Source organism: Betaproteobacteria bacterium, assembly GCA_016709965.1.
Lineage (GTDB): Bacteria > Pseudomonadota > Gammaproteobacteria > Burkholderiales > Rhodocyclaceae > Azonexus > Azonexus amarohabitans.
The window spans coordinates 1,130,480-1,155,776 of the sequence record JADJLT010000006.1 but is presented as its reverse complement, the minus strand read 5'-3'; the positions used below and the strand labels follow the sequence as shown (position 1 = coordinate 1,155,776).

Here is a 25,297-nt window from a genome sequence, read left to right as displayed (position 1 = left end):
ATGGCAAGTGCCTGCCTGCGCTGCCAACCACCATGCAGAATTGCCGAAGTCTAAATTTTCAATTTCGGGCAATTTTTCCGGTTGACCGTAAAAGCCACCAAAAATCACCCGGACCGGCAAATTTGCAACTCAGTCGGCATCCGCCGTGGTGCCATGAACGCCTGACAAGCCTTCCAGCGCAAAGCGCTCGCGCAGCCCTGCCACCGCATCGCGTTCACCACGAACCAGAAAGAAAGCACCTTCGCCATCGGCTCGCTCTTCCAGCACCTCGCAGTTGGCAAAGATATCTTTCCGCAACTGCTGGGCCGACCAAGGCAGAAACAACTCGGCCTCGACATGCTCCCGCTGGAAAAAGGTGACGATGGTCTGGCGCAGCCGGGCAACCTCGTCCGGACGGCGGGCGCTCATCACCACACAGTCCGGATACTTCGCCCGCAAGGCAGCTTCGCACTCGGCCTGCGCCACGTCATCTCCGACATGGTCGATCTTGTTAAAGATACGAATGCGCGGCACGACATCGGCGCCGATCTCTTCAAGCACTTTGTCGGTCACCTCAAGCTGGCGCTCGAAGCCGGGATCGCTGGCGTCAATGACATGCAGCAGCAGCGAGGCATCCAGCGCTTCGTCGAGCGTCGATTTGAACGACGCGACAAGGCCGTGCGGCAGGTTCTTGATGAATCCCACCGTATCGCTGACCAGTACACGCGGCACACTCTCCGGGTAAAGGGCACGCACGGTGGTGTCGAGCGTGGCGAACAGCTTGTTGGCGACCAGTACCTCGCTGCCGGTCAGGGCACGCATCAAGGTAGACTTGCCGGCATTGGTGTAGCCGACGAGGGCAACGGACGCAACGCTCTGGCGCTCCTGGCGACGGGCACGCTGCGTCTTGCGCTCGGCCTCCATGGCAAGGATTTCCAGTTGCAGTTCGGCGATTCGGTCGCGGATCTTGCGCTTGTCCAGCTCGGTATGCGATTCCCCTGCCCCACGGCCGCCGACGCCGCTCCGTTGCCGCCCTTGCGACCCAGCCAGTTTCGCCGCCTCGCGCAGGCGCGGCGCCATGTAACCAAGGCGGGCAATTTCCACCTGCGCCTTGGCCGCACGCGAGCGTGCATTGTTATGAAAAATCTCCAGGATGACCATGGTGCGATCCATGACCATGCACCCCGCTTCGATTTCAAGATTGCGCGCCTGCGACGGCGAAATCTCGTGATCGACGAGAATGGCATCGATTTCGGGCAAGGTCGCATCGGCCGTAAAAGGCAGTGGCTCACCAGCCTCATCAAACGCCGGCTCACCATGAACGAAACTGCGAATCTCCTGGCGCTTGCCAACGCCCAGATAGCCCGTCGTATCAAAGCTGTTGCGCTTCTGGATAAAGGTGTGAATCACCTTGAAACCCAGCGTCTTGGCCAACTCGCGCAACTCTGTCAGCGACGCCTCGAACTCCATGTCGCTGACGCTTGGCAACTGCACAGCCGCGACCACGGCGTACCTGAACTTCTGTTCTACTTCCATTTGCATGCTTGAATAGCTTTTCTTGATTAGGCGAAGGCAGATAGTACCCGGCAACAGGACGGTTTCCTGGATTGCAGGTATTGGATATTGAAGAGAATGTGGCGAGTGTGGCAGGCGTACCATGGCCGGTTAAACTATGTCAGCGTGCTGCAACTGAAAACGGCCCTGAAAAACTTGGCCTTGCAAACACAATGCGCCCGTTCAAATCATTCGGCTTTTTCAAAATCAATTGTAAGAAATTGCGGTCTTACCCGACTAATGGTTAAAACCTATCCGGAGAAGAATAATGCGCGACACTTTCCCCTTGCTGGTCAAGACCGATTTCCCGGCCATTCGGCGAGGCAAGCTCGAAACGCTCCAGGCCAACCTGGGCTATCGGTGCAACCAGTCCTGTTTCCACTGCCACGTTGCAGCCAGCCCGAAACGAACCGAAGAAATGAGCTGGGAAACGATGTCCGTACTGCTGGATTTCGCTCGCCGGCAAGGCGTTCAAACGCTCGACCTGACCGGTGGTGCGCCGGAGATGAACCCCAACTTTCGCCGTCTGGTCACCGCTGCTCGGGCAGTGGGCCTGCGCGTCATCGATCGCTGCAACCTGACTATCCTGTGCGAGCCGGGTTACGAAACCCTGGCAGATTTCCTCGCCGAGGAAAATATTGAAATCGTAGCCTCACTGCCTTGCTACCTTGAGGAAAACGTTGATGCCCAACGCGGCGACGGCGCCTTTCAGGGCAGCATCGAAGGTTTGCGAAAACTCAATGCACTGGGTTACGGGCTGCCCGGTAGCGGCCGCATCCTGAATCTGGTTTACAACCCGCTAGGGCCGAGCCTGCCACCCGACCAGATCAAGCTGGAACAGGCTTACAAGGAACAATTGGCCGCCCGCTACGGCATCATGTTCAACCAATTATTTGCGCTGGCCAACATGCCGATCCAGCGTTTCGGCAGCCAGCTCATGTCGCGCAACGAGTTTCATGATTACATGCGTCTGCTCAAGGGCGCCCATCAGGACGCCAATCTGGATGGGGTGATGTGCCGCTCCCTGCTCTCCGTCAGTTGGCAGGGATATGTCTTTGATTGCGACTTCAACCAGATGCTCAAGCTCGAATTATCCGGGCAGCAGGCGGGTTCCGTTCATTTGTCTGACTTGATTGACGCTGAACTGTCGGGACGTCCAATCCGGGTGGCTGATCATTGCTATGGCTGTACTGCCGGTCAAGGCAGCAGTTGCGGTGGCGCACTTGACCACGCCGAGTCTTCCGAACAACGCGTTTCAGTGGCCTCCTCTTAAACCCAAATAACATTCAGGAATTGCCATGAAATTCATTCCCCATATCCTTGCCCTGTTCGTCTCGGCAATTGTCGCCAGCACCTCTATGGCCGCCGAACCAGCACTCAAATTTGGCGTCGGGCTCTTTCAACCGGACAGGGACAAGAACGATGCGACCTATCGTCCGCTGGCTGACTATCTCTCCAAAAAACTCAATCGACCGGTCGAACTGCGCACCGTTGATAGCTGGGAGGGCCTTGCCAAGTCACTCGCCAATGGTGAAACCGACATCGCCTTGATGGGACCGTGGGGCTATGTGCTAGCCAACCATCAGGCCGGAGCTCAGGTGATTTCGACCATTCTTTACGATGGCAAGCCCGAGTATTTCGCCATTACAGTCACCAGCCCGAAATCCGGTATCAACACGCTGGCTGACCTCAAGGGCAAGACCTTCGCTTTTGGCGACAAGGGGTCGACTTCCGGCTACCTGATCCCGCTGCACTATCTGATGACACAGGGCATCACGCCGGAAAAGTATTTCAGCAAAGTCATCAATACCTCACACCAGGCCATTGAAACCCAGGTTACCCAAGGCGTGCTCGATGCCGGCGCAGACTACAACCGTAACCGCAATGCCATGATTGAGCAGGGAATGATCAAGGCAGAAGACTCGAAAATCATCTGGACCTCGGCCCCCTTGCCCAATGATGCTTTTGCCGTCAGTCATGAGCTGGCCAAGGACAAAGCGCTGGTTACAAATATCCAGACAGCCTTGGGCAGCATTGGCGAGGCACTGAAAGCACAGCCGAAACTGCTGCCGCCGCATTACACGGGCTTTGTCAGCACCGATAACGCCTTCTACAAGCCGATCCGCGATGCCGGTCTGGCCACCGGAAAGTTACAGGCAAAATAATGACAGCGCACGCCCTGACCACGCGACTCGTCGATCGCTTCAGCGGTCGGCTCGGCTTTTTGGGGCTGACGCTGCTCTATGGCCTGCTCATTGCCGCTTGCCTCGGAACCCTGGCCAAGGAAAACGAGCTGTCGCTGGGGCGTAATCCCGTCGCCAATCTGATCAAGACAGCCGGCGAATTTGCCCGACCGAGTTTTGTCGATGCCTGGCTGGGCAACCCGAATCTCGAATACCGCAGTGATGACGGCACGCTGCTGCGCGTCGAAAACCGGCAGGAGGTCGAGCAGGATTATCTGGCTGGCCTCGGGCGGGCCACGTGGACAACCATCCGCATCGCCACGCTCGGCTCGCTGCTGGGCGCACTGCTCGCCCTGCCGCTGGCGGTCCTGACCGCGCGTAATCTGGTGGCCCCGAAGTTACTGGCGTGGCTGGCCAAGGGCATCCTTGATGTTTCCCGCTCCATTCACACACTGGTCTTCGGACTGGTACTGGTCGGCATCGTCGGCCTCGGCCCGACCGCCGGCATCCTGGCCATCGGTCTGCATTCCATGGGCACCTACGGCAAGCTGTTCGCCGAATCCATCGAGTCACTTGATATGGCAGCCATTGATGCGGTAAAGAGCGTCGGTGCCGGACCGGTGCAGGTTTTTTTCAATGCGGTATGGCCATCCGTACTACCGCAATTTGTTTCAAGTCATCTCTACGTCTGGGAATTCAATATTCGCGACTCGACCATACTGGGTATCATCGGCGCCGGCGGACTTGGCCTGCTGATTACCGAGGCCACTTCACTTTTCCAGTGGGGCCGGCTATCAACCGTCCTGATGGTAATCATCGCTTTGGTGGCTTCCTTTGACGCCATCAGCCGCCGGATCAGGCTGTCCTTGTCATGAAATCACCTCCCTGCATTTCTCTCCAGTCAGTACTTTGTGCCGCAGATGGCCGGGCGCTACTGCAGATTGATCAACTGGAAATAGCTCAGGGCGAACGCATCGCCATCGTCGGTCACAACGGCGCCGGCAAGTCCACCTTGCTGCGTTTGCTCAGTGGTTTCATGCCGGCGACGCACGGACAAGTTGAAGTTCTGGGTCGCGACCTAGCTCGCCCCATATCGACCACCGAACTTCGGGCGCTGCGTATCGAGCTCGGGCAGGTGTTACAAGGTTTGCATCTGGTGGCAAGGCTTTCTGCACTGGACAATGTATTGATTGGCTGCCTTGGACGTATCAAAGGCTGGCGCAGCTGGACACGCTGCTTCCCGGCTTCTGAAGTTGCCCGGGCGCAAGCGGCGTTACATGCGGTCGGCCTGCTGCCGCGAGCCGGCACCCGCGCCGACAAGCTGTCCGGCGGTGAGCGCCAGAAGGTTGCGATTGCCCGGCTATTGATGCAGGGCCCGCGCCTGATCCTCGCTGACGAACCCACCGCAGCCCTCGACCCCTCCGCCGCCATCGAAATCTGCCATCTGCTGGCCAAGGCGGCCGCAAACGCAACGCTGATTTCCGTGGTCCATAACCCTTCCCTGCTCCCACTATTGTCTGATCGGGTGATCGGTCTGAAACAGGGAAGAATCGCTTTCGATCTACCGGTTGCTGCGGTAGACGACCAGCAACTGGTTAACCTGTATCGACCTGATAGCGGCCATGATCGACCACACTGGCAAATGCCCATCTCCCGCCAGGAAGTCGCTTTTGAGTGATAACGCTTCCGTTCGCCCCTATCGGCGCTTGCTCGCCGTCATCGCGTTTGTCGCCTTGTTGCTGGCAACGATTGAAGTAACAGGCTTGCGGGCTAATCTCAGCCTTGAATTCCTGCAGCCACAAATCCTGGCCAACAAAGCCACTGGCTTGCTGATATTCGTTTTGCTGTTCGCCCTGGGCAACCTGATTCAGGTGCCGGGCTGGATTTTTCTTGCCGCTGCCGTCCTGACGCTGGGCAAGACGTGGGGAGGCATTGCAACCTATATCGCGGCATGCCTTTCATGTGTCACCACCTTCCTGGCCATTCGCCTGATCGGCAGCGATGCACTGCGACAGCTGAAGAATCCGTTGGCGAAAAGAATCCTTGGTCACCTCGATACCCACCCGCTACGTAGCGTGACATTGTTGCGAATATTGTTTCAAACGATGCCGGCAGTGAACTACATGCTTGCCATGTCCGGCGTGCGTTTTCGCGATTACCTGGCTGGAACGTTGATAGGGCTACCGCTGCCAATCGCCCTGTATTGCCTGCTATTCGATTATCTCGCCACGCTGTTTAGCCATACCCCGGCAGGTTGAGCAAAATTTTCCGGACAAACGTCCTGACCCCAGGTCTTTCGAGCTTGCCATCGCTGACGAACCTACTGGCGCTCCGGCGATCAATACCCTCATTGACGAAAATTTATGTAAGAAATTTACCGCTTGCCGCGACTAAGTATCAGAGGCTAAACAAAGCCTGTGACACTTCTCGACGCAGCAGACTCATCAGGAGAAAAAAATGAATCGTCGCAACTGGCTCATCCAAATGTCCGGCCTGGTCGCCGCAAGTGCGTTACCGTTCGGTTCCGCGAGCGCCGCCAGCACCTTCCCCCTCAACAAAAGCAAGCAGGACTGGCGCAAATTGCTACCGGCGGAGGCCTATCAGGTTCTGTTCGAGGAAGCCACCGAGCGTGCCGGCAGCAGCCCGCTGAATGGCGAAAAGCGGGCCGGCACCTTTATCTGCGCTGCCTGCAATCAGCCCCTGTTCGACAGCGCCCACAAGTACGACAGCGGCACGGGCTGGCCGAGCTTCTGGGAACCGCTGGCTGGTGCGATCGATACGTCGACCGACTTCAAACTGATCTACCCACGCACCGAGTATCACTGCAGCCGCTGTGGTGGCCATCAAGGACACGTTTTCAATGACGGCCCGAAGCCGACTGGAAAGCGCTATTGCAACAACGGCATCGCCCTCACCTTCGTCGTTCAGGGTGATGCATTACCGGCGTTACGGACATGAAAATTACTCATTTTTTCCGGTTGACCGCGGCAGTCACGCTGCTGGCCTCCAGTTTCCTGACCCAGGCGGCCGATACCCCGGCCAACAAGGCAACCGCCATTTTCGCGGGCGGCTGCTTCTGGTGCGTCGAAGCGGATTTTGAAAAGCTGCCCGGCGTCATCGAGGCCGAATCGGGCTACACCGCTGGCCAGACGAAAACCCCGAGCTACGAAGCAGTCAGTGCCGGCCACACCGGCCATGCCGAAGCCGTCCGCGTCATCTACGACCCACAGAAAGTCAGCTACGCGCAACTGGTCGACTACTTCTGGCACCACATCGATCCAACGGTCAAAGACCGTCAGTTCTGCGATATTGGCAACCAGTACCGTAGTGGCATTTACTGGCAGAACGAGGCCGAGCGAAAAGTCGCCGAAGAGAGCCGGGATGGCTTGCTGAAAAGCGGCCGTTTCCCGGTGATCTATACGGAACTGCTACCGGCCACGCCCTTCTGGCCGGCTGAGGAATACCACCAGAACTATTACAAGAAAAACCCGATTCGCTACGCCTATTACCGTAACGGCTGCGGCCGTGACGCACGGGTTCAGCAAGTTTGGGGCGAGAAAAAATGAGTGACATGGCCGGGCGCAGTTGCCCGCTGCGATACCGCTACGGCGCCGAAGCCATCGCCCGCCTGCCTGCCGTCGAGGCCGAAACGCTGTACGTTCTCGGTGGCCTCTACGGCAACCTGCCGGCACTGGACGTCGTCGAACGCCTGGCGGCCGCTGAGTCCGGACCGGTCACTCTCATTTTCAACGGTGACTTCAACTGGTTTGATGTCGACGACACAAGTTTTGCCGAGATCAATCGTCGCGTACTCGCCCATCACGCCATCGTCGGCAATGTCGAGGCCGAACTCGGCGTCGATGGCGATGCGGCAGGCTGCGGTTGCGCCTATCCGGATCACGTTGATAGCGTCGTCGTCGAACGCTCCAACCGCATTCACGCCCGGCTCAAGGCAAGCGCTGCGCAGCACCCGGATATTCTCGCGGCACTCGCCGGATTGCCGATGATTGCCCGCTTTGCTGTCGGTGGCCAGCGGGTTGCCGTCGTGCACGGTGACGCCGACTCGCTCGCCGGATGGCGCTTCGATGCAGCGGCGTTGAGCGATCCGCAACACCAGCCGTGGCTCGTCGAGGCATTCCACCGCGCCGACGTCGACATCTTCGCCAGCACCCATACCTGTCTACCGGCCCTGCGCCGATTTTCGCCCGGCCTGATCGCCAATAACGGTGCCGCCGGCATGCCCAATTTCAGCGAGCAACGCTACGGCCTGCTGACCCGGATCAGCACCCGTCCGCCGGGCGAGGATGCGCTCTACGGCGAGGTGCAGAACGGCGTACATATCCATGCCCTGCCCATCCGTTACGACCACACCGACTGGGTCGAGCGCTTTCTGGCCAACTGGCCGGAGGGCTCGGATGCGTGGCTCTCGTATTTCAAGCGTATCGAGCACGGCCCCGATTATCTTCGCCCCAGAATCCGCCACAAAGCCGAATTGACCACAGCCTGAACGGAAAAGCGGCTTACCTCAGGTGACGAATCTTTTCGATTTTGGGCGAAAATTCCGGTCGACCGCAGCATTCATGTTTTTACCGAACACGGAGGCTCCCAAGAGAACCAGACGCGTAACTCAGTTTTCGCCCGTTCATGTGAGATCGTGAGAAATGCCTGATGGTGTGCTTTCTGTGAAAATAGTCGGCGTCTTTGAGCGCCCGCCGGGCATCTGTCGTTTGGCAAGATTGATGACGTATCCCGGCAGACAATCACATTTCCTATCCAAATAATTCAAACAAATCCGTAAGAAATAGCGGTCATCCTGCGACTAAGGAATACAGGTGACGTTTTCGCGTTTGCCGTCCTAATCACTTAGCAGGGATCGTTCATGAAATACAAAAAGCTGGCGCTACTGGCTTTCATCGGTGTGTTGATCGGGCTCTACGTTCACTACGACCTGGGTCAATACCTGAGTCTCCAGTCGCTCAAGAATCAACAGGCCGCCATCGAGGCTTTCCGTACAAGCAATCCGCTACTGAGCATTACTGGATATTTCGTTGTGTACGTCATTGTTACCGCCCTTTCGTTTCCAGGTGCGGCACTGCTCACGCTGGCTGGCGGTGCGGTATTCGGTTTGCTGTGGGGTACGGTAATCGTCTCCTTTGCCTCAACCATCGGTGCAACCCTCGCCTTCCTGATGTCCCGTTTTCTGCTGCGCGACTGGGTTGCCGGACGTTTTGGCCAGCGACTGGCAGCCATTGACGAAGGCGTGCGCCGTGAAGGTGGTTTCTATCTCTTTACGTTGCGGCTGGTACCGGCTTTCCCGTTTTTCCTGGTCAACCTGCTGCTCGGACTGACCGCCATGAAAACCCGGACCTACTTCTGGGTCAGCCAGATTGGCATGCTGGCCGGCACGGTGGTGTATGTGAACGCCGGCACCCAGTTGGCCAAGCTAGATTCACTGTCCGGCATCCTCTCGCCCAGCCTGCTTGGCTCGTTTGTGCTGCTCGGCATCTTCCCCCTGATTGCCCGCAAGCTTGTGGAGATCGTTCGCATGAACAAGGTATTCGCCCAGTGGAAGAAGCCGGCGCGCTTCGACCGCAACATCGTAGTCATCGGCGGCGGCAGTGCCGGCCTGGTCACGTCCTACATCGCCGCTGCCGTCAAGGCAAAGGTCACCTTGGTCGAAAAGCACAAGCTGGGCGGAGACTGCCTGAACACCGGTTGTGTCCCGTCGAAGGCGCTGATCCGTTCAGCCAAGTTCCTCTCTCACATCAGCCGCGCGGCGGAATTCGGCATTGCCTCGGCCAGCGCCAGGGTCGAGTTTTCCGACGTCATGAATCGGGTGCAGGCAGTGATCAAGACCGTCGAACCGCATGACTCGGCCGAGCGCTACACCGAGCTGGGTGTCGATGTTGTGCAAGGCAGCGCCAAAATCGTGTCGCCGTGGGAAGTCGACATCACCCGCGAAGATGGCAGCACCCAGCGCCTGACCACGCGCAGTATCGTCATTGCCACCGGGGCCCGACCATTCGTACCGCCCATACCGGGCATCGAGGAAGTTGGCTATCTGACCTCGGACAATGTCTGGAATTTGCGTGAATTGCCCAAGCGCCTTGTCGTACTGGGCGGCGGACCGATCGGTTCGGAAATGACCCAGGCTTTTGCCCGCCTGGGTGCGAAAGTGACTCAGGTGGAAATGGGCGACCGCATCATGGTGCGTGAAGACCCCGAAGTTTCAGCGCTGGTCACTCAGCGTTTCCGTTCGGAAGGGATTGAGGTGCTCCTCAAGCATCAAGCCAAGCAGTTCATCATAGAGAACGGTGAGAAGATACTGATTGCCGAACATCAAGGGCAGGATGTCCGGATTCCGTTCGATGCCGTCCTCGTCGCCGTCGGCCGCGCTGCCAACCTCAAGGGGTTCGGCCTGGAAGCGCTGGGTATTCCAACTGGTCGCACCGTCGATACCAACGAATTCCTGCAAACCAATTACCCGAATATCTACGCGGCAGGTGATGTCGCCGGCCCGTTCCAATTCACCCATACCGCCGCTCACCAGGCGTGGTATGCCGCGGTCAACGCGCTTTTTGACCCATTCAAGAAATTCAGGGCCGATTATTCCGTGATTCCCTGGGCGACCTTTGTCGAACCTGAAGTCGCGAGGGTTGGTCTGAACGAAATCGAAGCTAAGGAAAAAGGCATTCCCTACGAAGTCACCACCTACGGCATCGACGATCTCGACCGGGCGATTGCCGACAGCGAAGCCCACGGCTTCCTCAAAGTGCTAACTGTGCCGGGCAAGGACAAAATCCTCGGCGTCACCATCGTCGGCGAACACGCCGGCGACCTGATTGCCGAATATGTCCTGGCCATGAAGCAAGGCATCGGGCTGAACAAGATCCTCGGCACCATCCACATCTATCCGACACTGGCCGAAGCCAACAAGTACGTTGCCGGCAACTGGAAGAAGGCCCATGCACCGCAGAAACTGCTGGCCTGGGTTGAACGTTTTCATGCCTGGCGCCGGGGGTAAGTCACATGTCTATTCTTAAAAGAGTCGTCTTGCTCGCCATCTTCGCACTCACCAGCCTCTCGGCTTCAGCGTTTGACCAAGACTACCGCGAGTGGAACGCGTTGCTTGGCAAACACGTCAAACTCGCGCCCGACGGCAATTCGAGCCGGCTTGACTATCGTGGCATGGCAACTGATCAAGCCCGACTCACGATCTGGCTGAAAACCGTTTCAGCAGTGCCGGAAACCGAATACAAACAGTGGCCCAAGGCACAGCGGCTGGCCTTCCTGATCAACGCTTACAACGCTTGGACGATTGAACTGGTCTTGAGCAAGTATCCCGACCTCAAATCGATCAAGGATATCGGCAGCGTTTTCCAGTCACCCTGGAAGAAAAAATTCATTCCGCTCTTCGGTCAGGAAATGGCGCTTGATGACATTGAGCATGGCCTGATACGCGCTCCTGGCGCCTTCGATGATCCTCGTATCCACGCCGCCGTTGTTTGCGCATCCATCGGTTGCCCGATGCTGCGCGCCGAGGCTTTCACCGGCGACAAGCTGGACAGCCAACTGGAAGACGGCATGCGCCGCTTCCTGGCAGACAGCACTCGGAATCGTTTCGATGCCACCGGCGGAAAACTTCAGGTCTCGAAGATCTTTGATTGGTACGGCAAGGACTTTGAAAAAGGACACAAGGGTTTCGAATCGATCAAGACCACTTTTGGCCGCTATGCGGCGCAACTCGCCAAGTCGCCGGAAGCACAGGAACGAATCCGGCAGGGCGACTACAAACTGGAGTTCCTCGACTACGATTGGCGCTTGAACGATAGCGCTTCGTCCGGGCGGCGCTAGGGAGCATCGATGAATTCGCTGGGTAAACGAGTTGGTAGTTGGCTTTGGCAGCGGTTAATTCTGCCGCATTATCTGGATGCTGCTTCGCTCCCCACCTATCAAATTGGATCAAGCAAGTGAGCGCGCGTAACCTGAGCATTCTGGTCGCCACGACCATTCCCTGTGCTGTCTTGGCTGACCCTCTCTGGGTTGGGCGATTCAGCGAGGCAAATACTGTCATTCCTACCCCGTGGAAAATCGAACACCTCGACCAGCACGTACCGCCGACTCAATATGCACTGCGGAAATGGGATGGCGTTGTAGCCATCGAGGCCAAAGCAAAGAAGAGTATGGCGTTGCTGGCGCGCAGCGTTGCGGTCAACCTGAAAAAAACGCCCATTTTGTGCTGGCAATGGCGCATTGATGCGCCAGTTGCTTCGGCTGACATGACCCGGAAATCTGGTGACGATTACGCTGCCCGGGTTTATCTGACGTTTGCGGTGCCGCCGGATCAACTGGGTTTCGGCACCCGAACCAAGCTCCGCCTGGCGCGCTCTATCTACGGCAGCCAGGTGCCTGACGCCGCATTGAACTACATCTGGGACAACCGCCACCCGGTCGGCACACTGCAGGATAACGCCTATACGGATCGGGCTCGCATGCTGGTATTGCGCTCGGGCGCAGCCCACGCCGGTACGTGGATTCAAGAAAGGCGCAATGTACTGGCTGATTTTCGGCGCGCCTTTGGGGAAATCGATGGGGAGCTAAAAGGCCTCGCGATTGCCTCAGACACTGACAATACCGGCGAAGAAGCGCATGCAGGCTTTGCCGATTTTCGCTTTGTTGAAACGGAAGAAGACTGCCCGGTATCAAAGGATTGAATTACGCTGCCGCATCATCCGACACCCACTAATTGTCCTATGGTCAAATCAAAATACCTCAAACGCTGATTGTTTGAACCCTGCCACCTGATTTCACTTTGCCGGAATTACAGTAGCGACCGCTTGCGGTTCACAAATAATCAAAGCCATGAATACGCCGATTGTCTCAATCATCATCCCTGTACTGAATGAAGCCGGCGGCATTGTTCAGCTGCTCGAAGGTCTGCAAGGCTTTCGCGCACAAGGGGCAGAAATCATCGTGGTTGATGGTGGGAGCAGTGACGGTACCGCAGAGCGCGCCGATTTCCTGGCCGATGGCGTGGCGACATCCCCACGCGGCAGAGGTCGACAGATGAACACAGGGACGGCACTAGCTACCGGAGACATATTCCTGTTTCTCCACGCCGACACGCGTCTGCCGCCGACCGCATTAAGTTCTGTCAGAGAAGCCATCAGTCATGGCGCGCATTGGGGACGCTTCAACGTTCAAATTGAAGGTTCGGTTTCCGGACTCGGCATGGTGGCTTTCATGATGAATTGGCGCTCGCGCCTCACCGGCATCGCCACCGGCGATCAAGCCATTTTCGTCACGCGTGAGGCATTTCTGGCCCGTAGCGGATTCCCGGATATTCCCCTGATGGAAGACATCGTGTTTACAACGGGCATGCGCCAGAAATCACCGCCAGCCTGTCTCAAGGAAACGGTCACGACCTCTGGGCGGCGCTGGGAAAAGCATGGGCTGCTGCCGACCATCCTGATGATGTGGTGGCTGCGGCTTCGATTTTATTTTGGTGCCAGTCCGAACGATCTGGCAAAGGAGTACGGATATGTCCCGCACGAGAGCTGAGGTCCCCTTCGATGTGGGGGTGGCAATCCTGGCCAAGGCGCCTGTCGCCGGCCTGGCCAAGACACGGCTGATTCCCCATTTGGGCGCTGAAGGCGCTGCAGCGCTGCAACGCTGGTTACTGCAGCGCACGATCGCAACGGCCATCGCTGCCGACCTTGGGCCAGTTACCTTGTGGTGTACCCCGGATATTCATCACCCCGAGTTTGCCGCTTGCCGTACTTTCGGTACTGTTGACCTACGCTGCCAACCCGAGGGCAACCTCGGTGAGCGAATGCATGCCGCTATCGCGGAATCGTCAAGCCGTACCGGCACTCTGGCAATCGGCACCGACTGCCCGGCACTGACACCCGTATTGTTACGGCAGGCCGCGGACAGCCTTCAGCACCATGACGCGGCTATCGTTCCCGCCGAAGACGGTGGCTATGTCCTGATCGGCATGCGGCAAGCCAATCGACAGGCTTTCCAGGACGTAGACTGGAGCACTGACCAAGTCATGGCGCAGACCCGCAAGCGACTGACGGCTATGAATTGGCGGTGGCGCGAATTCCCCGCGCTGTGGGATATCGACCGCAAGGAGGACTTTGAGCGCATGACAGAATTTTTTCCGGATGCCCGTAACCTTGCCCCACAAAAGCTGACTAGCGCATGAAACACCTGGTTCTGGCTGGCGGCGGCCATGCTCACCTGCACGTCCTGAAATCATTGGCAGCGGGTCAATGGCCGGGTATTGAGGTCACGCTGATTTCTCCCTACCCCCGCCAAATCTATTCCGGCATGGTTCCAGGATGGATGGCTGGACACTACAGCCTGGCGCAGTGTGCAGCGGTACTCGACCCTTTGCTCAGAGCAGGCAGGGTTCGCTTCATTCAAGACAGCGTCACCTGCCTGAACGCCAATCGGCGAATCCTTCATACGATGCAGACCGGCGACGTCACCTATGACGCCTTGTCCCTGGATACCGGTGCCCAGGTCGACACCGCTGGCCTGGAAGCAACCGGTGCCACATTGCTGGCGATCCGGCCCCTGGAAAATTTCGTCGTCGACTGGACGCGACAGGTCGACATTTTTAAACAACAGGGAAAAGCCAGTCTTGCAGTCGTTGGCGGTGGCGCTGCAGGGGTTGAACTGGCACTGGCAGCCGCTTATCGCCTCGCACTTGAACTAGGCAACGCGAATATAAAAGTAACGTTGATCGCCGGTTCGGGCCTTCTGCCCGGACACGGCCCCAGTATTGTTGCCCAAGTAACCAACACCCTGACGCAGCGCCGGATTGAAGTGGTAAAGGATTATGCCGCCGGATACTCACAAGGGCTTCAATTGAGCGATGGCAAAGTGATCCCGGCGGATTGCATCATCGCCGCCACCGGCGTCAGCCCTGCGCCATGGCTCGCCGAATCGAATCTGGAATTGGCGCAGGACGGATTCGTTGCAGTCATGGATGGGCAGCAAAGCGTCTCTCATCCGGAAGTCTTCGCGGCAGGAGACGTGGCAACACGCATCGACGCCCCACATGCCAAATCAGGCGTCTATGCCGTTCGAGCCGGCCCTGTCCTGGCAACCAATCTGAATCGCGTACTGATGGGACACGCTCCCATGAGTTATCGCCCACAAAAACGCAGCCTGTATTTGCTCGCCACTGGCCCGAAGGAGGCCATCATGTCCTGGGGCGGATTTTCCGCAAAAGGCCATTGGGCCTGGACATGGAAGGACTGGATTGATCGGCGCTTCATGAGGCAATACGATCTGAACCTGTCCTGACGGCGGGCTTGAGAAACATAGGCCGCTAAAGAAAATGTGGCGCTTTCCCTCCATCTCCGAAGAGATAACAGACTTTCATTTGACGTGACGTTCTGACAGTCGAAATCCGGTGAAATGCAAAGTCGAGGCTCGTCTGCTGACTGTCGAGGCAATCCACCAACATAAAAGCGCCTTTCAAGCCCTTGAATCAACTGCCCCTTTAAACGATTAACAAATGAAACCCATCTAATCGCACAAATCCTCCCTTACTGTACTAGACTGAATAATGACAAAAGGGAAGCGCATGGCAGGCAGTACTACCCCGCCAAACACTGGTGTGATTGTTTCAATTCGTGGAAGTGTCGTTGATATTCGCTTCCAATCCCTGTTGCCCCCAATACATTCTCTGCTGCAAACGGGAATTGACAATGAGGTTTCTGTCGAGGTTCTTTCTCAGCTTGACGCACATAACGTTCGCTGTATCGCTCTGACACCCACCCAAGGCTTGGCCCGTGGCATGACGGTTCGAGATAGTGGGGGTCCATTGATGGCTCCCGTCGGCAAGGAAATTCTGTCCAGAATGTTCGATGTCTTCGGCAATGCCATTGACCGCCTGCCAGCACCCGACGTTCAATGGCGCAGCGTGCATCGGGCGCCGCCTTCACTGGCCCATCGTTCGACCAAATCGGAAGTCTTCGAAACCGGCATCAAGGTCATCGATGTCCTGATGCCGCTTGAGCGTGGCGGCAAGGCCGGATTGTTCGGCGGCGCTGGCGTCGGCAAAACCGTTCTGCTCACCGAAATGATCCACAACATGGTCGGCCAACACGAGGGCGTCAGCATTTTCTGCGGCATCGGCGAACGCTGCCGCGAAGGCGAGGAGCTTTATCGCGACATGAAGGCGGCCGGCGTCCTCAACAACATGGTGATGGTCTTCGGCCAGATGAATGAACCGCCCGGCGCCCGCTTCCGGGTCGGCCACGCGGCACTGACCATGGCCGAATATTTCCGCGATGACGAACATCGCGACGTGCTCCTGCTGGTCGACAACATTTTCCGTTTCATCCAGGCCGGCATGGAAGTATCCGGGCTGATGGGCCAGATGCCATCCCGCCTCGGCTATCAGCCGACCATGGGCACCGAGCTGGCGCAACTCGAAGAGCGCATCGCCAATACCGATACCGGGGCCATCACTTCGATCCAGGCCGTCTATGTGCCGGCCGACGATTTCACCGATCCGGCGGCGGTGCATACCTTCTCGCATCTATCGGCGTCCATTGTGCTGTCGCGCAAGCGGGCCAGCGAGGGGCTGTACCCGGCCATCGATCCGCTGCAATCGAATTCGAAAATGGCGACACCCGGTGTCATCGGCGAGCGGCATTACGCGCTGGCCCAGGAAATCCGTCGGACGCTGGCGCAATACGCCGACCTCAAGGACATCATCGCCATGCTCGGCCTCGAACAGTTGTCGAGCGAAGACCGCAAAGTCGTGGCGCGTGCGCGCCGGCTGGAACGTTTTCTGACTCAGCCGTTTTTCACCACCGAGCAGTTCACCGGCCTCAAAGGCAAACTAGTCAGCCTGAACGATGCGCTTGATGGCTGCGAGCGCATCCTGCGCGACGAGTTCAAGGATGTACCGGAAAGCGCGCTGTACATGATCGGCGCCATCGACGAGGCCTTGGACAAAGCCAAGCCCGATGCCGATGCCGATGCCAAGGTACCCAAGGAGGACAAAAATGCTGTCAGCGAGCATGCAGCTTAAGATCCTGCTGCCCTTCAAGGTCTTTGCCGAAAAGCAGGATGTTCTTCGTATCGTCGCCGAATCGCGCAGCGGTTCTTTCGGTCTGCTGCCGAACCGTCTGGATTGCGCCGCAGCATTGGCGCCGGGCATCCTGACGTACGAAACCAAAGACGAAGGCGAGGTCAGTCTGGCGGTCGACGAGGGCGTACTGGTCAAAACCGGCAGCGAAGTGCTGGTCTCCGTGCGCAATGCCATCGGCGGCATGGATCTGGGCGAACTGCACCAGGCCATCGAGCGGGAATTCCTGAATCTGGATGAGCAGGAGAAAAGCGTGCGCTCGGTCCTGGCCAAACTCGAAGGCGGCTTTATCCGCCGCTTTGCGGAATTCAGTCATGATTAAGCCGGACGACAAACTTGCCGCGGGCAAAACCGCATTCAGCCAGCAGGTGGGGGCCAAGGCGGCGCGCAAACTGAAGGCGCAGAGCCATGTGACGCAGACCGTCTGGTCCGGCCTCGGCATGATGGGGCTGGTTGGCTGGTCGGTGGCGATGCCTACCCTGCTCGGCGCGGCGCTCGGCCTGTGGCTGGATGAGCACTATCCGGGTGGTCACTCGTGGACGCTGGCCCTGCTCGCCGCCGGCCTGGTGCTTGGTTGTTTCAATGCCTGGCACTGGGTGGACAAGGAAGGACGCGAAATTCGCGAACAGGAGGCTGACGATGCTTGACCCAAGGGTTCTGGTGCCGCTGCTGATTGGTGTGATGCTCGGCGCCATGTTCTTTGGCGGCTTGTGGTGGACGGTTCACCGGGCGATGACGTCCCGGCGTGTTGCGCTGTGGTTTTTTGCCAGCCTGGTGCTGCGTACCGGCATCGCGCTGGGTGGCTTCTACCTGGCCTGCGGCGACGACTGGCAGCGCTGGCTGGCCGCCCTGCTCGGTTTTGTCGTGGCGCGCGTCGTCGTCACACGCTTAAGCCGCCCGCCAGCCGAAATTCTGGAGGGCAATCATGCATCTCAGCCCTGACAACATCGTTTTATGGCAATTCGGCTGGTTCAAGATCAACGCCACCATCGCCTATACCTGGGGCTTGATGTTGGTGCTGGCTCTTGGTTCGTATCTGGTCACACGTCGCTTGTCGAAAGGCCTGGAGCGCAGCCGCTGGCAGAACCTGCTGGAAATCATCGTGACTGGCATCGTTACCCAGATCGGCGAAGTCGGCCTGACCAAGCCGCGCCAATATCTCGACTTTCTCGGCACGCTCTTCCTGTTCGTCGGGACGGCCAGCCTGTTCACCATCGTTCCCGGCTATGAGCCACCGACCGGTTCCTTATCGACCACAACAGCGCTGGCAATCTGCGTTTTCATCGCCGTACCGATGTTCGGTATCAGCGAATGCGGGCTGGGCGGCTACCTCAAAGAGTATGTCAAGCCGACGGTCATCATGCTGCCCTTCAACATCGTCAGCGAACTGTCGCGCACTCTGGCGCTCGCCGCCCGCCTGTTCGGCAACATGATGAGCGGGACGATGATTCTCGCCATATTGCTGACTATCACGCCCTTCATCTTCCCCATTCTCCTGAGTGCGCTGGGACTGCTAACCGGCATGGTGCAGGCCTATATTTTCAGCATTCTGGCGGCCGTCTACATTGCCGCCGCAACGCGCTCCCGCAAGCCGCCCAGTGCTGCGGATACGCCCGAACAACATGAATCACGAAAGGAATGAGCATGGACAGCATGACAATCATCGCAGTAGTCTCGATCATCACTGCCGGCCTGACGATCGCCATCGGCAGCATTGGCCCGGCGCTCGGCGAAGGCAAGGCGGTAGCGACGGCACTGACTGCACTGGCACAGCAGCCGGATGCCTCAGCTACCATCACCCGCACGCTGTTTGTTGGCTTGGCCATGGTCGAATCGGTGGCGATCTACTGTTTCGTCGTATCGATGATCCTGCTCTTCGCCAACCCGTTCTGGAACCATGCCATCGCCCAAGTCGCCGGACAGTAGATCATGCTCATCGACTGGTTCACCGTCGGCGCGCAGGTGCTCAACTTCCTGATTCTGGTCTGGTTGCTGAAGCGCTTTCTCTACCATCCAATCCTCGATGCCATCGACGCGCGGGAGCAGCGCATCGCCAACGAACTCGCCGACGCCGATGCGAAAAAGGCGGAAGCCGCCAAGGATCGCGCCGATTTCGAGCAGAAGAATGCCGCTTTCCACAAAGAGAAAGCAAACATGTTGGCCCAGGCCATGGCTGCTGCCAATAGCGAACGCCAGCGCCTGCTTGAAGCGGCGCGCCAGGATGCCAACCAACTGGCCGCCAAACGTCAGGAAAACCTGCAACAAGACGTGCAGAATCTCAACCAGGAAATCAGCCGCCGGACACAGCAAGAGGTTTTCGCCATCGCCCGCAAGGCACTGGACGACCTGGCCGGCGCCAAACTGGAGGAACGCATGGTGGCGGTTTTCGTCGACCGCCTGCAGGCCTTGGGCGCCGACGAAAAAACAAAACTGACGGCAGCTCTACAAGCCCAAGCCGGACCGATTGTCGTACGCACTTGCTTCGATTTGGCGGCGACTGAGCAAACAACGGTAACCAAGGCGATCCGTGACATGCTTGGCGAGAAAGGCGAACTCCGCTTCGTGACGGCCCCCGATTTGGTCAGCGGCATCGAATTGAGCAGCGATGGTCATAAGCTGGCATGGAGTATTGGCGGTTACCTCACCGATCTGGAAAATGGTATCAACGAACTGATCAAAGCGAAGACTGCTGAACCTGATGCTCCGGAAAAGGCCAAGAACGATGCCAGTTGATCGGCTGAAGGACGTTTTAGACCAAACCTTCTCCGGCATCAGCGAAGCGCGGCAAGCCTTCGTAGCACAATTGCAACCGCATGAGGTCGGCCACATCATCAGTATTGCGGCCGGCATCGCCAAGGTTTCAGGTCTGCCCGGCGTCGGTTTCGAAGAAATGCTGAAATTCCCCGGCGGAATTGAAGGCATTGCTTTCAATGTCGATGAAGACGAAATCGGCGTCGTTCTGCTTGGTGACTATTGGCTACTGCAAGCGGGTGACCCGGTCGAGCGCGGTGGTCATGTCGTTGATGTCCCAGTCGGCGAGCGCCTGCTCGGCCGAATCATCGACCCGACCGGTCGACCGCTGGATGACCTCGGGCCACTGCCGGCCGGCGAACGCTTGCCGGTCGAACGGCCAGCCGCAGACATCATGGACCGGGCGCCAGTGACCGTCCCCTTGCAGACCGGCATCAAGGTCATCGATGCGCTGATTCCGGTCGGCCGCGGCCAGCGCGAATTGGTCCTCGGCGACCGGCAAACCGGCAAGACGGCGATAGCGCTCGATACCATCCTCAACCAGCGCGACAAGAACGTCATCTGCGTCTACTGTGCCATCGGCCAGCGCGCCTCCGGCGTGGCCAAGGTTATCGCGGCGCTGCGTGAGAAGGGTGCCCTGGCCTACACCGTGGTCGTCGTCACAGAAGGCAATGATCCACCGGGCCTCGCCTATATCGCACCCTATGCGGCAACCAGCATTGCCGAACATTTCATGGAACAAGGCCACGACGTGCTCGTGGTCTACGACGACCTGACCCACCACGCCCGCGCTTACCGCGAGCTTTCGTTATTACTGCGCCGGCCACCTGGTCGCGAAGCATTTCCCGGCGACATCTTCTACATCCACTCGCGCTTGCTCGAACGGGCGACGCATCTGCGCCCGGAACTCGGTGGCGGCTCGCTGACGGCTTTGCCGATCATCGAAACCGAAGCTCAGGACATTTCCGCCTACATACCGACCAACCTGATTTCGATTACTGATGGCCAGATTTATCTGTCGCCGAACCTGTTCGAACTCGGCGTGCTGCCCGCCGTTGATGTCGGTAAATCAGTCTCCCGCGTCGGCGGCAAGGCCCAGCTTGCGGCCTACCGTGCCGTAGCCGGTGACCTCAAGCTGGCCTATGCCCAGTTCGAGGAACTCGAAACTTTCTCGCGCTTCGGCGCCCGCCTCGACGAAGCCACCCGCCAGCTGATCGAGCACGGCCGGCGGATTCGTGCCTGCCTCAAACAGCACGAATTTTCCCCAATGCCGATGCCGGTACAAATTAGCGTTTTATTGGCGTTGACCGCAGGATTGTTCGACCGCGTGCCACTGGCGCGGATGGCCGAAGCCGAGCAGGCCGTCTGGGGCGCTGCAGCCGATATTCCAGACAAACTCATAGGGCGACTCTCGACCGCCGACAAACTGGGCGACGCCGACCGGGCACAGATCATCCAGCTTGCCACGCAGGCGTTGGCCGGCTTTTTTCCACCAGCCGAAGCCAGGGCCGAGTCATGAGCAACACAGCCGCCAATCTGAGCAGAAAGATCTCCACGGCTGGTGATCTCGAATCGGTCGTACGCACCATGAAGGCGATGGCGGCATCCAGTATCAGCCAATACGAGAATGCGGTGCGCTCGTTGGATGATTATGATCGTGCGGTTCAGCTTGGTCTGCTCGCCTGCTTCCGCCAAACCCGTCCAACGGCAGCAGCGATATTAAAGCGCAATGATGAGGAAACGGTCGGTGCGATTGTTTTCGGCTCGGATCAAGGGTTGGTGGGTCAATTCAACGATCTTCTCGTCAACTTCGTGACCGAAAAACTGGGCGAGTTGCCTGGCAAAAAAATGGTCTGGGCGGTTGGTGAGCGCATACAGTCGCGGCTTGTTGGAAGCCAATTTGAAACCAACAAAAGTTTTCCGCTTCCGAATGCGATCGGCGCAATTACGCTGCTGGTCAGTCAGATACTCACGGAAATTGATATTCGCCGGGAACATGGTGAAATCGGACCGGTTTACCTCTTTCACAATCGCCCGAAGTCGGGAGATATCTACGAACCGTTCTGCCAGCGTCTGTTGCCCCTCGACGAAGCGTGGCGAAAAGAGCTGGCGAGCCGGCAGTGGCCATCCAACAAGCTACCGGAGGTCATGCACGATGGAGAACAAACCCTGTTCACCTTTGTTCGTGAATATCTCTTTGTGTCCCTGTTCCGTGCCTGCGCTGAATCCCTGGCCAGCGAAAATGCCAGCCGCCTTGCAGCCATGCAGCGGGCCGAAAAAAATATCGGCGAGTTACTGGAGAATCTTGGCAGCGAATTCCATCGTTTACGCCAAAGCGCCATTGACGAAGAATTGTTTGATGTTGTTTCAGGCTTTGAAGCCTATGCCCGATGAAAGCCGGCCAAAAGCCGGCTTCCTGTCAGGTAACGGTAGTTCGCCAGACAATGGTCGCGAATACCAACAGGCTGCACCTCTCCAATGCCTGAAGTCTATTGCCGATCATTGCCGACGAAGGATGAGCCCGGGGCAGCGGATCGCTCAGTGAGCCGGGTATTTCGCCGGGTCAGCCATTCTTTCGGCAACCTTGGTCAGATCAGGAATGGAAAGCTTGTCGTCATAGACCCCGGCGGCTACCTGAATCCCTGTCGAAAAAGCGATTTCAGCAGTCATCGAATAGGTCAGCTTGCGCGACACACGGCCAGCACCGGGTCGGGTCCATACATATTCAACCCAGCCACCGTGAGGCTGGGAAGCAATCTTGCACAAGTCCTTGAAAATGTATTTGCCGTTATTGTCGGTGATTTGCAGTATCGGCCGACCGACAAGGTCCGGGCGCATCGGATGGGCGACCATTCGATCCAGACGGCAGTCAAAGGCAAATACGTAGCTATCCTTCCATACCCATGGGCCATCCTTGCTATTCAATGCTGCGACGCCCGATACCCCTTTGTCCTGAAGAAACCTGGCGGCAGACCACACCTTGGTAATTGCCTCCTCTGGTGTGGCAACCTCATCGACCGCTTGGGTCGCAGGAGCCGCATAAGTCACTCCAGCCAATAGTGAAACCAGCAAAGTCAGCGCACAACTCCGGATCAGCAGCATCTTCTTTCCTTCCACATAATTCCAACGATCTTCAACCCGCTCACCACGGTGAGCAATCGGCAGGCAGTGACACCCCGTTTAGATCCAGGGCTTTCCGACCGGCAGGACATCACGACCGAAGAGGTCGGCAAATATCAGGTGAGCCATGATGTACCAGGCCATCGCTGCGCAGGCCATCAATTCGTAGCCGGCAACAACGGTCAGTTCCGGGTATCCGAAGTGGGCAAAATCGAGCAGCACAAAGCCGATCATCAGCAACGTGAAAGTCAGCGCCAACGCACTGCTGACACGCATCGAGCCGATCCATAGAATCGTGCTGAATGCAGTCCAGGCGACCAGGAACCAACCAATATCGGTTTTACTCGACACGTAGATATTGAAGTGATTACCAATGAGGATCAGCGCCAGCGATATCCAGAAACACCCGTAGGAGGTGAAAGCGCAATAGCCGAAATTATTGCCCGATTTCATTTCCTGAAGGCCGGCAACCATCTGCGCGAAGCCACCGAAAATCAAACCAAGCCAAATGACAGGGCCTATCCCCATCCACCCCACATTATGGAACTGCAACATCATGGTCGTCAGACCAAAACCCGCCAGACCAACGACCGCCGGGTTTCCCAGTTTTTGCTCCGCCATCGTGCGACTCCTGGTAAGTTGTTTTTGTCGAGCCTGCTAGCGCTATGCAGGCATACTGTTTTTCTCTTGCGTCGCAAGAGTCTGGCATGAATAGCAGCATAACGAAAGCCCGAGTTATCAATAGATGAATTAATTACCTATTGATAAATCATTTCGGCTTGCAATTGGGTAAGCGAGTGATTCCGGAACGAACGGATATTGACGGGGCATTTTAAATTTCGCGATATATCAGCACCTCAACACGTAAAATGTCTCGCCGTTGCCTTGCAAACGCCAAAATTAATCCATTCACGCGGAAAAAACGAGATAGCCATGACTGAATCCTTGTACGAGATACCCCTTAAGAGCCTCAATGGGCAGGTGCTCAACTTGGGCGCATTCAAGGGACAAGTACTGCTCATCGTCAACGTAGCCTCCAAGTGTGGACTGACGCCGCAGTACGCCGGGCTGGAGAGTCTCTTCAAGCAGTATCGCGAGCGCGGCTTGCAAGTGCTTGGTTTTCCCTGCAATGACTTCGCTGAGCAAGAGCCGGGATCGGCCGACGAAATTCAGGATTTCTGCACGACCAACTACGGTGTCGAGTTCCCGATGTTCGAGAAGCTGAACATCAACAGCGAACCCCGGCACCCGCTGTATGCGGCACTGATTGCCGCGCAGCCCGACGCTGTCTTTCCAGCCGGCAGTGATTTCAGCGAGAAGCTGGCCGGGTATGGCTGCTCACCGAAGCAGCCGGACGATGTGCTGTGGAATTTCGAGAAATTCCTGGTCGGGCGTGATGGTCGCGTCGTGCAGCGCTTTTCTCCTGACATGACACCGGATGACCCGATTTTGCTGGCAGCAATTGAATCGGCACTCGCTTAAGCAGGCTCTCCGAATTGACGACAAACCACCCGATGCCCGCCCTCCCCAAACCCGATGTTTGCCAGCCAACCGGCTCGGCCGAATTGGCCATGCTGGATGTGTACATGCCGATGATGAAGTCGTCGGCGATTATTTCGGCCGGACGACTGGGGCTTTTCGAGGCACTGGCTGGAGGGCCGCTTTCAGCGGCGGAACTGGCCACCAAAATTGAGTCGAGCGTTCACGGCACCGCCACACTGGCCGACTTTCTGGTCACTGTCGGCTATCTGCAAAAGCAGGGCGATTCGTTTGCCAATATGGCCAGCACGCAACGCTGGTTTACCAGCGCGGGCCAAGTCGACTACACACCTGGCCTGTTGTGGACTCACGAAGCGTGGTCAATGATGGGCGGGCTCGCCGAAAGCGTGCGCCGGGGCGGCCCCAAGAAACTGTTGTGGGACGCAATGGAGGACCAACCGCAACTCGGGCAATTGTTCTCGTCCTACATGGGTGCCTTTGCGGCTGACCTTGGGCCGGATCTGCTCCGGCATGTACCGGTCTTGCCGAGCTATCGGCGCCTGCTCGATCTGGGCGGGTCACATGGCCTGCATTCGATTCGCTTTTGCCAGCGTTATCCGCAGCTCAATGCTGTCATTGTCGACATGCCCAGCGCCTTGACGGAGACAGGCGACGAAATCGAGCGCGTGCAATTATCGGACCGCATTCGCCTCAGCCCGGGCACCTTGCAGGAACACGACTGGGGTTGCGACAACGATCTGGTGTTTTACCTGTCGGTCGCCCACAACCATACGGCGGAAGAAAATCGTCTGGCGATTCGGCAGATTGGCGAGTCGCTCCAGCCGGGCGGTCTGCTCGTCATCCATGAATACGTGGCCGAAACACCGCTTGACGCCCTGAATGCCGCTTTTCGCCTGACCCTGCTGCTGGAAACCGGCACGCAGACTCACGCCTACGCCGATTATTGCGAATGGCTGAACGCGGCGGGATTTACATCGATTGAGCGCATTGACCTGAACCCGCGAGAAAAAGGTTCGCTGATTCTGGCACGGCGCTAACGGCCTGCTGAAGCCCGAAGGCTGATTGCCATCGGGCTTCTGAAAATTTCAGATTC

Annotated in this window: 29 protein-coding genes; 26 read left to right on the top strand and 3 right to left on the bottom strand. The window is 57.7% G+C overall.

The features are described 5' to 3' along the window. Positions 1-129: 129 nt before the first annotated feature. A complete protein-coding gene (gene hflX, locus IPJ12_19935) occupies positions 130-1,521 on the bottom strand; it encodes a GTPase HflX (GenBank protein MBK7649368.1) in 1,392 nt (463 codons plus the stop codon). 74 nt (positions 1,522-1,595) lie between these two features. Here hflX and IPJ12_19930 point away from each other — a divergent pair, with 74 nt between their 5' ends. The 24 genes from IPJ12_19930 (at position 1,596) to IPJ12_19815 (ending at position 21,978) form a co-directional block, all read left to right on the top strand. Next, positions 1,596-1,781: a hypothetical protein gene (locus IPJ12_19930; protein MBK7649367.1), complete on the top strand. Its 186-nt coding sequence runs from the start codon at positions 1,596-1,598 to the stop codon at positions 1,779-1,781. 20 nt (positions 1,782-1,801) lie between these two features. After that, positions 1,802-2,806 (top strand): arsenosugar biosynthesis radical SAM protein ArsS, encoded by a 1,005-nt coding sequence (gene arsS / locus IPJ12_19925; GenBank protein ID MBK7649366.1) that lies wholly within the window; start codon positions 1,802-1,804, stop codon positions 2,804-2,806. A gap of 25 nt (positions 2,807-2,831) precedes the next feature. Further along, positions 2,832-3,698, top strand: coding sequence for a phosphate/phosphite/phosphonate ABC transporter substrate-binding protein (locus tag IPJ12_19920; protein ID MBK7649365.1), 867 nt, complete (start codon positions 2,832-2,834; stop codon positions 3,696-3,698). Further along, positions 3,698-4,591, top strand: a complete 894-nt coding sequence (gene phnE, locus IPJ12_19915; protein ID MBK7649364.1) for a phosphonate ABC transporter, permease protein PhnE — start codon at positions 3,698-3,700, stop codon at positions 4,589-4,591. Before IPJ12_19920 ends, phnE begins: the two co-directional genes overlap by 1 nt. Continuing rightward, the gene (locus IPJ12_19910) at positions 4,588-5,394 is read left to right on the top strand and encodes an ATP-binding cassette domain-containing protein (protein MBK7649363.1); all 807 of its coding nucleotides are present in this window, start codon (positions 4,588-4,590) and stop codon (positions 5,392-5,394) included. The genes phnE and IPJ12_19910 overlap by 4 nt, the downstream gene beginning before the upstream one ends. Then, complete coding sequence (locus tag IPJ12_19905) at positions 5,339-5,974, top strand: VTT domain-containing protein (GenBank protein ID MBK7649362.1); 636 nt, start codon at positions 5,339-5,341, stop codon at positions 5,972-5,974. The genes IPJ12_19910 and IPJ12_19905 overlap by 56 nt, the downstream gene beginning before the upstream one ends. A 199-nt stretch (positions 5,975-6,173) precedes the next feature. Continuing rightward, positions 6,174-6,674, top strand: a complete 501-nt coding sequence (gene msrB / locus IPJ12_19900; GenBank protein MBK7649361.1) for a peptide-methionine (R)-S-oxide reductase MsrB — start codon at positions 6,174-6,176, stop codon at positions 6,672-6,674. Continuing rightward, on the top strand, positions 6,671-7,282 hold the full coding sequence (msrA, locus tag IPJ12_19895) for a peptide-methionine (S)-S-oxide reductase MsrA (protein ID MBK7649360.1): 612 nt from the start codon (positions 6,671-6,673) through the stop codon (positions 7,280-7,282). The genes msrB and msrA overlap by 4 nt, the downstream gene beginning before the upstream one ends. Further along, the gene (locus tag IPJ12_19890) at positions 7,279-8,223 is read left to right on the top strand and encodes a hypothetical protein (GenBank protein ID MBK7649359.1); all 945 of its coding nucleotides are present in this window, start codon (positions 7,279-7,281) and stop codon (positions 8,221-8,223) included. Before msrA ends, IPJ12_19890 begins: the two co-directional genes overlap by 4 nt. Positions 8,224-8,595: 372 nt before the next feature. Then, positions 8,596-10,740 carry an FAD-dependent oxidoreductase gene (locus tag IPJ12_19885; GenBank protein ID MBK7649358.1) on the top strand — a complete coding sequence of 715 codons (2,145 nt, stop codon included), beginning with the start codon at positions 8,596-8,598 and terminating at the stop codon, positions 10,738-10,740. A gap of 5 nt (positions 10,741-10,745) precedes the next feature. Beyond that, on the top strand, positions 10,746-11,570 hold the full coding sequence (locus tag IPJ12_19880) for a DUF547 domain-containing protein (protein ID MBK7649357.1): 825 nt from the start codon (positions 10,746-10,748) through the stop codon (positions 11,568-11,570). 116 nt (positions 11,571-11,686) lie between these two features. Then, positions 11,687-12,430, top strand: a complete 744-nt coding sequence (locus IPJ12_19875; protein ID MBK7649356.1) for a DUF3047 domain-containing protein — start codon at positions 11,687-11,689, stop codon at positions 12,428-12,430. A gap of 148 nt (positions 12,431-12,578) precedes the next feature. Beyond that, complete coding sequence (locus IPJ12_19870) at positions 12,579-13,277, top strand: TIGR04283 family arsenosugar biosynthesis glycosyltransferase (protein MBK7649355.1); 699 nt, start codon at positions 12,579-12,581, stop codon at positions 13,275-13,277. Next, positions 13,258-13,926 carry a TIGR04282 family arsenosugar biosynthesis glycosyltransferase gene (locus tag IPJ12_19865; protein ID MBK7649354.1) on the top strand — a complete coding sequence of 223 codons (669 nt, stop codon included), beginning with the start codon at positions 13,258-13,260 and terminating at the stop codon, positions 13,924-13,926. The genes IPJ12_19870 and IPJ12_19865 overlap by 20 nt, the downstream gene beginning before the upstream one ends. Continuing rightward, entirely contained in the window at positions 13,923-15,035 is a 1,113-nt protein-coding gene (locus tag IPJ12_19860; protein MBK7649353.1) for an FAD-dependent oxidoreductase, read from the top strand. The genes IPJ12_19865 and IPJ12_19860 overlap by 4 nt, the downstream gene beginning before the upstream one ends. Positions 15,036-15,318: 283 nt before the next feature. Further along, on the top strand, positions 15,319-16,776 hold the full coding sequence (locus IPJ12_19855; protein MBK7649352.1) for a F0F1 ATP synthase subunit beta: 1,458 nt from the start codon (positions 15,319-15,321) through the stop codon (positions 16,774-16,776). Continuing rightward, positions 16,751-17,155, top strand: coding sequence for a F0F1 ATP synthase subunit epsilon (locus IPJ12_19850; protein ID MBK7649351.1), 405 nt, complete (start codon positions 16,751-16,753; stop codon positions 17,153-17,155). The genes IPJ12_19855 and IPJ12_19850 overlap by 26 nt, the downstream gene beginning before the upstream one ends. Beyond that, the gene (locus tag IPJ12_19845; protein ID MBK7649350.1) at positions 17,148-17,480 is read left to right on the top strand and encodes an AtpZ/AtpI family protein; all 333 of its coding nucleotides are present in this window, start codon (positions 17,148-17,150) and stop codon (positions 17,478-17,480) included. Before IPJ12_19850 ends, IPJ12_19845 begins: the two co-directional genes overlap by 8 nt. Further along, a complete protein-coding gene (locus IPJ12_19840) occupies positions 17,473-17,775 on the top strand; it encodes an ATP synthase subunit I (GenBank protein ID MBK7649349.1) in 303 nt (100 codons plus the stop codon). Before IPJ12_19845 ends, IPJ12_19840 begins: the two co-directional genes overlap by 8 nt. Further along, a complete protein-coding gene (locus IPJ12_19835; protein ID MBK7649348.1) occupies positions 17,759-18,475 on the top strand; it encodes a F0F1 ATP synthase subunit A in 717 nt (238 codons plus the stop codon). The genes IPJ12_19840 and IPJ12_19835 overlap by 17 nt, the downstream gene beginning before the upstream one ends. 2 nt (positions 18,476-18,477) lie before the next feature. Then, positions 18,478-18,759 (top strand): F0F1 ATP synthase subunit C, encoded by a 282-nt coding sequence (locus IPJ12_19830; GenBank protein ID MBK7649347.1) that lies wholly within the window; start codon positions 18,478-18,480, stop codon positions 18,757-18,759. 3 nt (positions 18,760-18,762) lie between these two features. Beyond that, positions 18,763-19,566 carry a F0F1 ATP synthase subunit B gene (locus tag IPJ12_19825; GenBank protein MBK7649346.1) on the top strand — a complete coding sequence of 268 codons (804 nt, stop codon included), beginning with the start codon at positions 18,763-18,765 and terminating at the stop codon, positions 19,564-19,566. Next, positions 19,556-21,103: an alternate F1F0 ATPase, F1 subunit alpha gene (locus IPJ12_19820; GenBank protein MBK7649345.1), complete on the top strand. Its 1,548-nt coding sequence runs from the start codon at positions 19,556-19,558 to the stop codon at positions 21,101-21,103. The genes IPJ12_19825 and IPJ12_19820 overlap by 11 nt, the downstream gene beginning before the upstream one ends. Next, positions 21,100-21,978 (top strand): F0F1 ATP synthase subunit gamma, encoded by an 879-nt coding sequence (locus tag IPJ12_19815; GenBank protein ID MBK7649344.1) that lies wholly within the window; start codon positions 21,100-21,102, stop codon positions 21,976-21,978. Before IPJ12_19820 ends, IPJ12_19815 begins: the two co-directional genes overlap by 4 nt. Positions 21,979-22,122: 144 nt before the next feature. On the opposite strand, the gene IPJ12_19810 is transcribed toward IPJ12_19815, so the two are convergent. Both IPJ12_19810 and IPJ12_19805 read right to left on the bottom strand, forming a co-directional pair. Further along, entirely contained in the window at positions 22,123-22,686 is a 564-nt protein-coding gene (locus tag IPJ12_19810) for a cache domain-containing protein (protein ID MBK7649343.1), read from the bottom strand. A gap of 78 nt (positions 22,687-22,764) precedes the next feature. Beyond that, positions 22,765-23,325 carry an acetate uptake transporter gene (locus tag IPJ12_19805; GenBank protein ID MBK7649342.1) on the bottom strand — a complete coding sequence of 187 codons (561 nt, stop codon included), beginning with the start codon at positions 23,323-23,325 and terminating at the stop codon, positions 22,765-22,767. 312 nt (positions 23,326-23,637) lie between these two features. Here IPJ12_19805 and IPJ12_19800 point away from each other — a divergent pair, with 312 nt between their 5' ends. Together IPJ12_19800 and IPJ12_19795 are read left to right on the top strand one after the other, a co-directional pair. Further along, a complete protein-coding gene (locus tag IPJ12_19800; GenBank protein MBK7649341.1) occupies positions 23,638-24,186 on the top strand; it encodes a glutathione peroxidase in 549 nt (182 codons plus the stop codon). Between the two features lie 32 nt (positions 24,187-24,218). Beyond that, positions 24,219-25,241, top strand: coding sequence for a hypothetical protein (locus IPJ12_19795; GenBank protein MBK7649340.1), 1,023 nt, complete (start codon positions 24,219-24,221; stop codon positions 25,239-25,241). Positions 25,242-25,297: the final 56 nt, after the last annotated feature.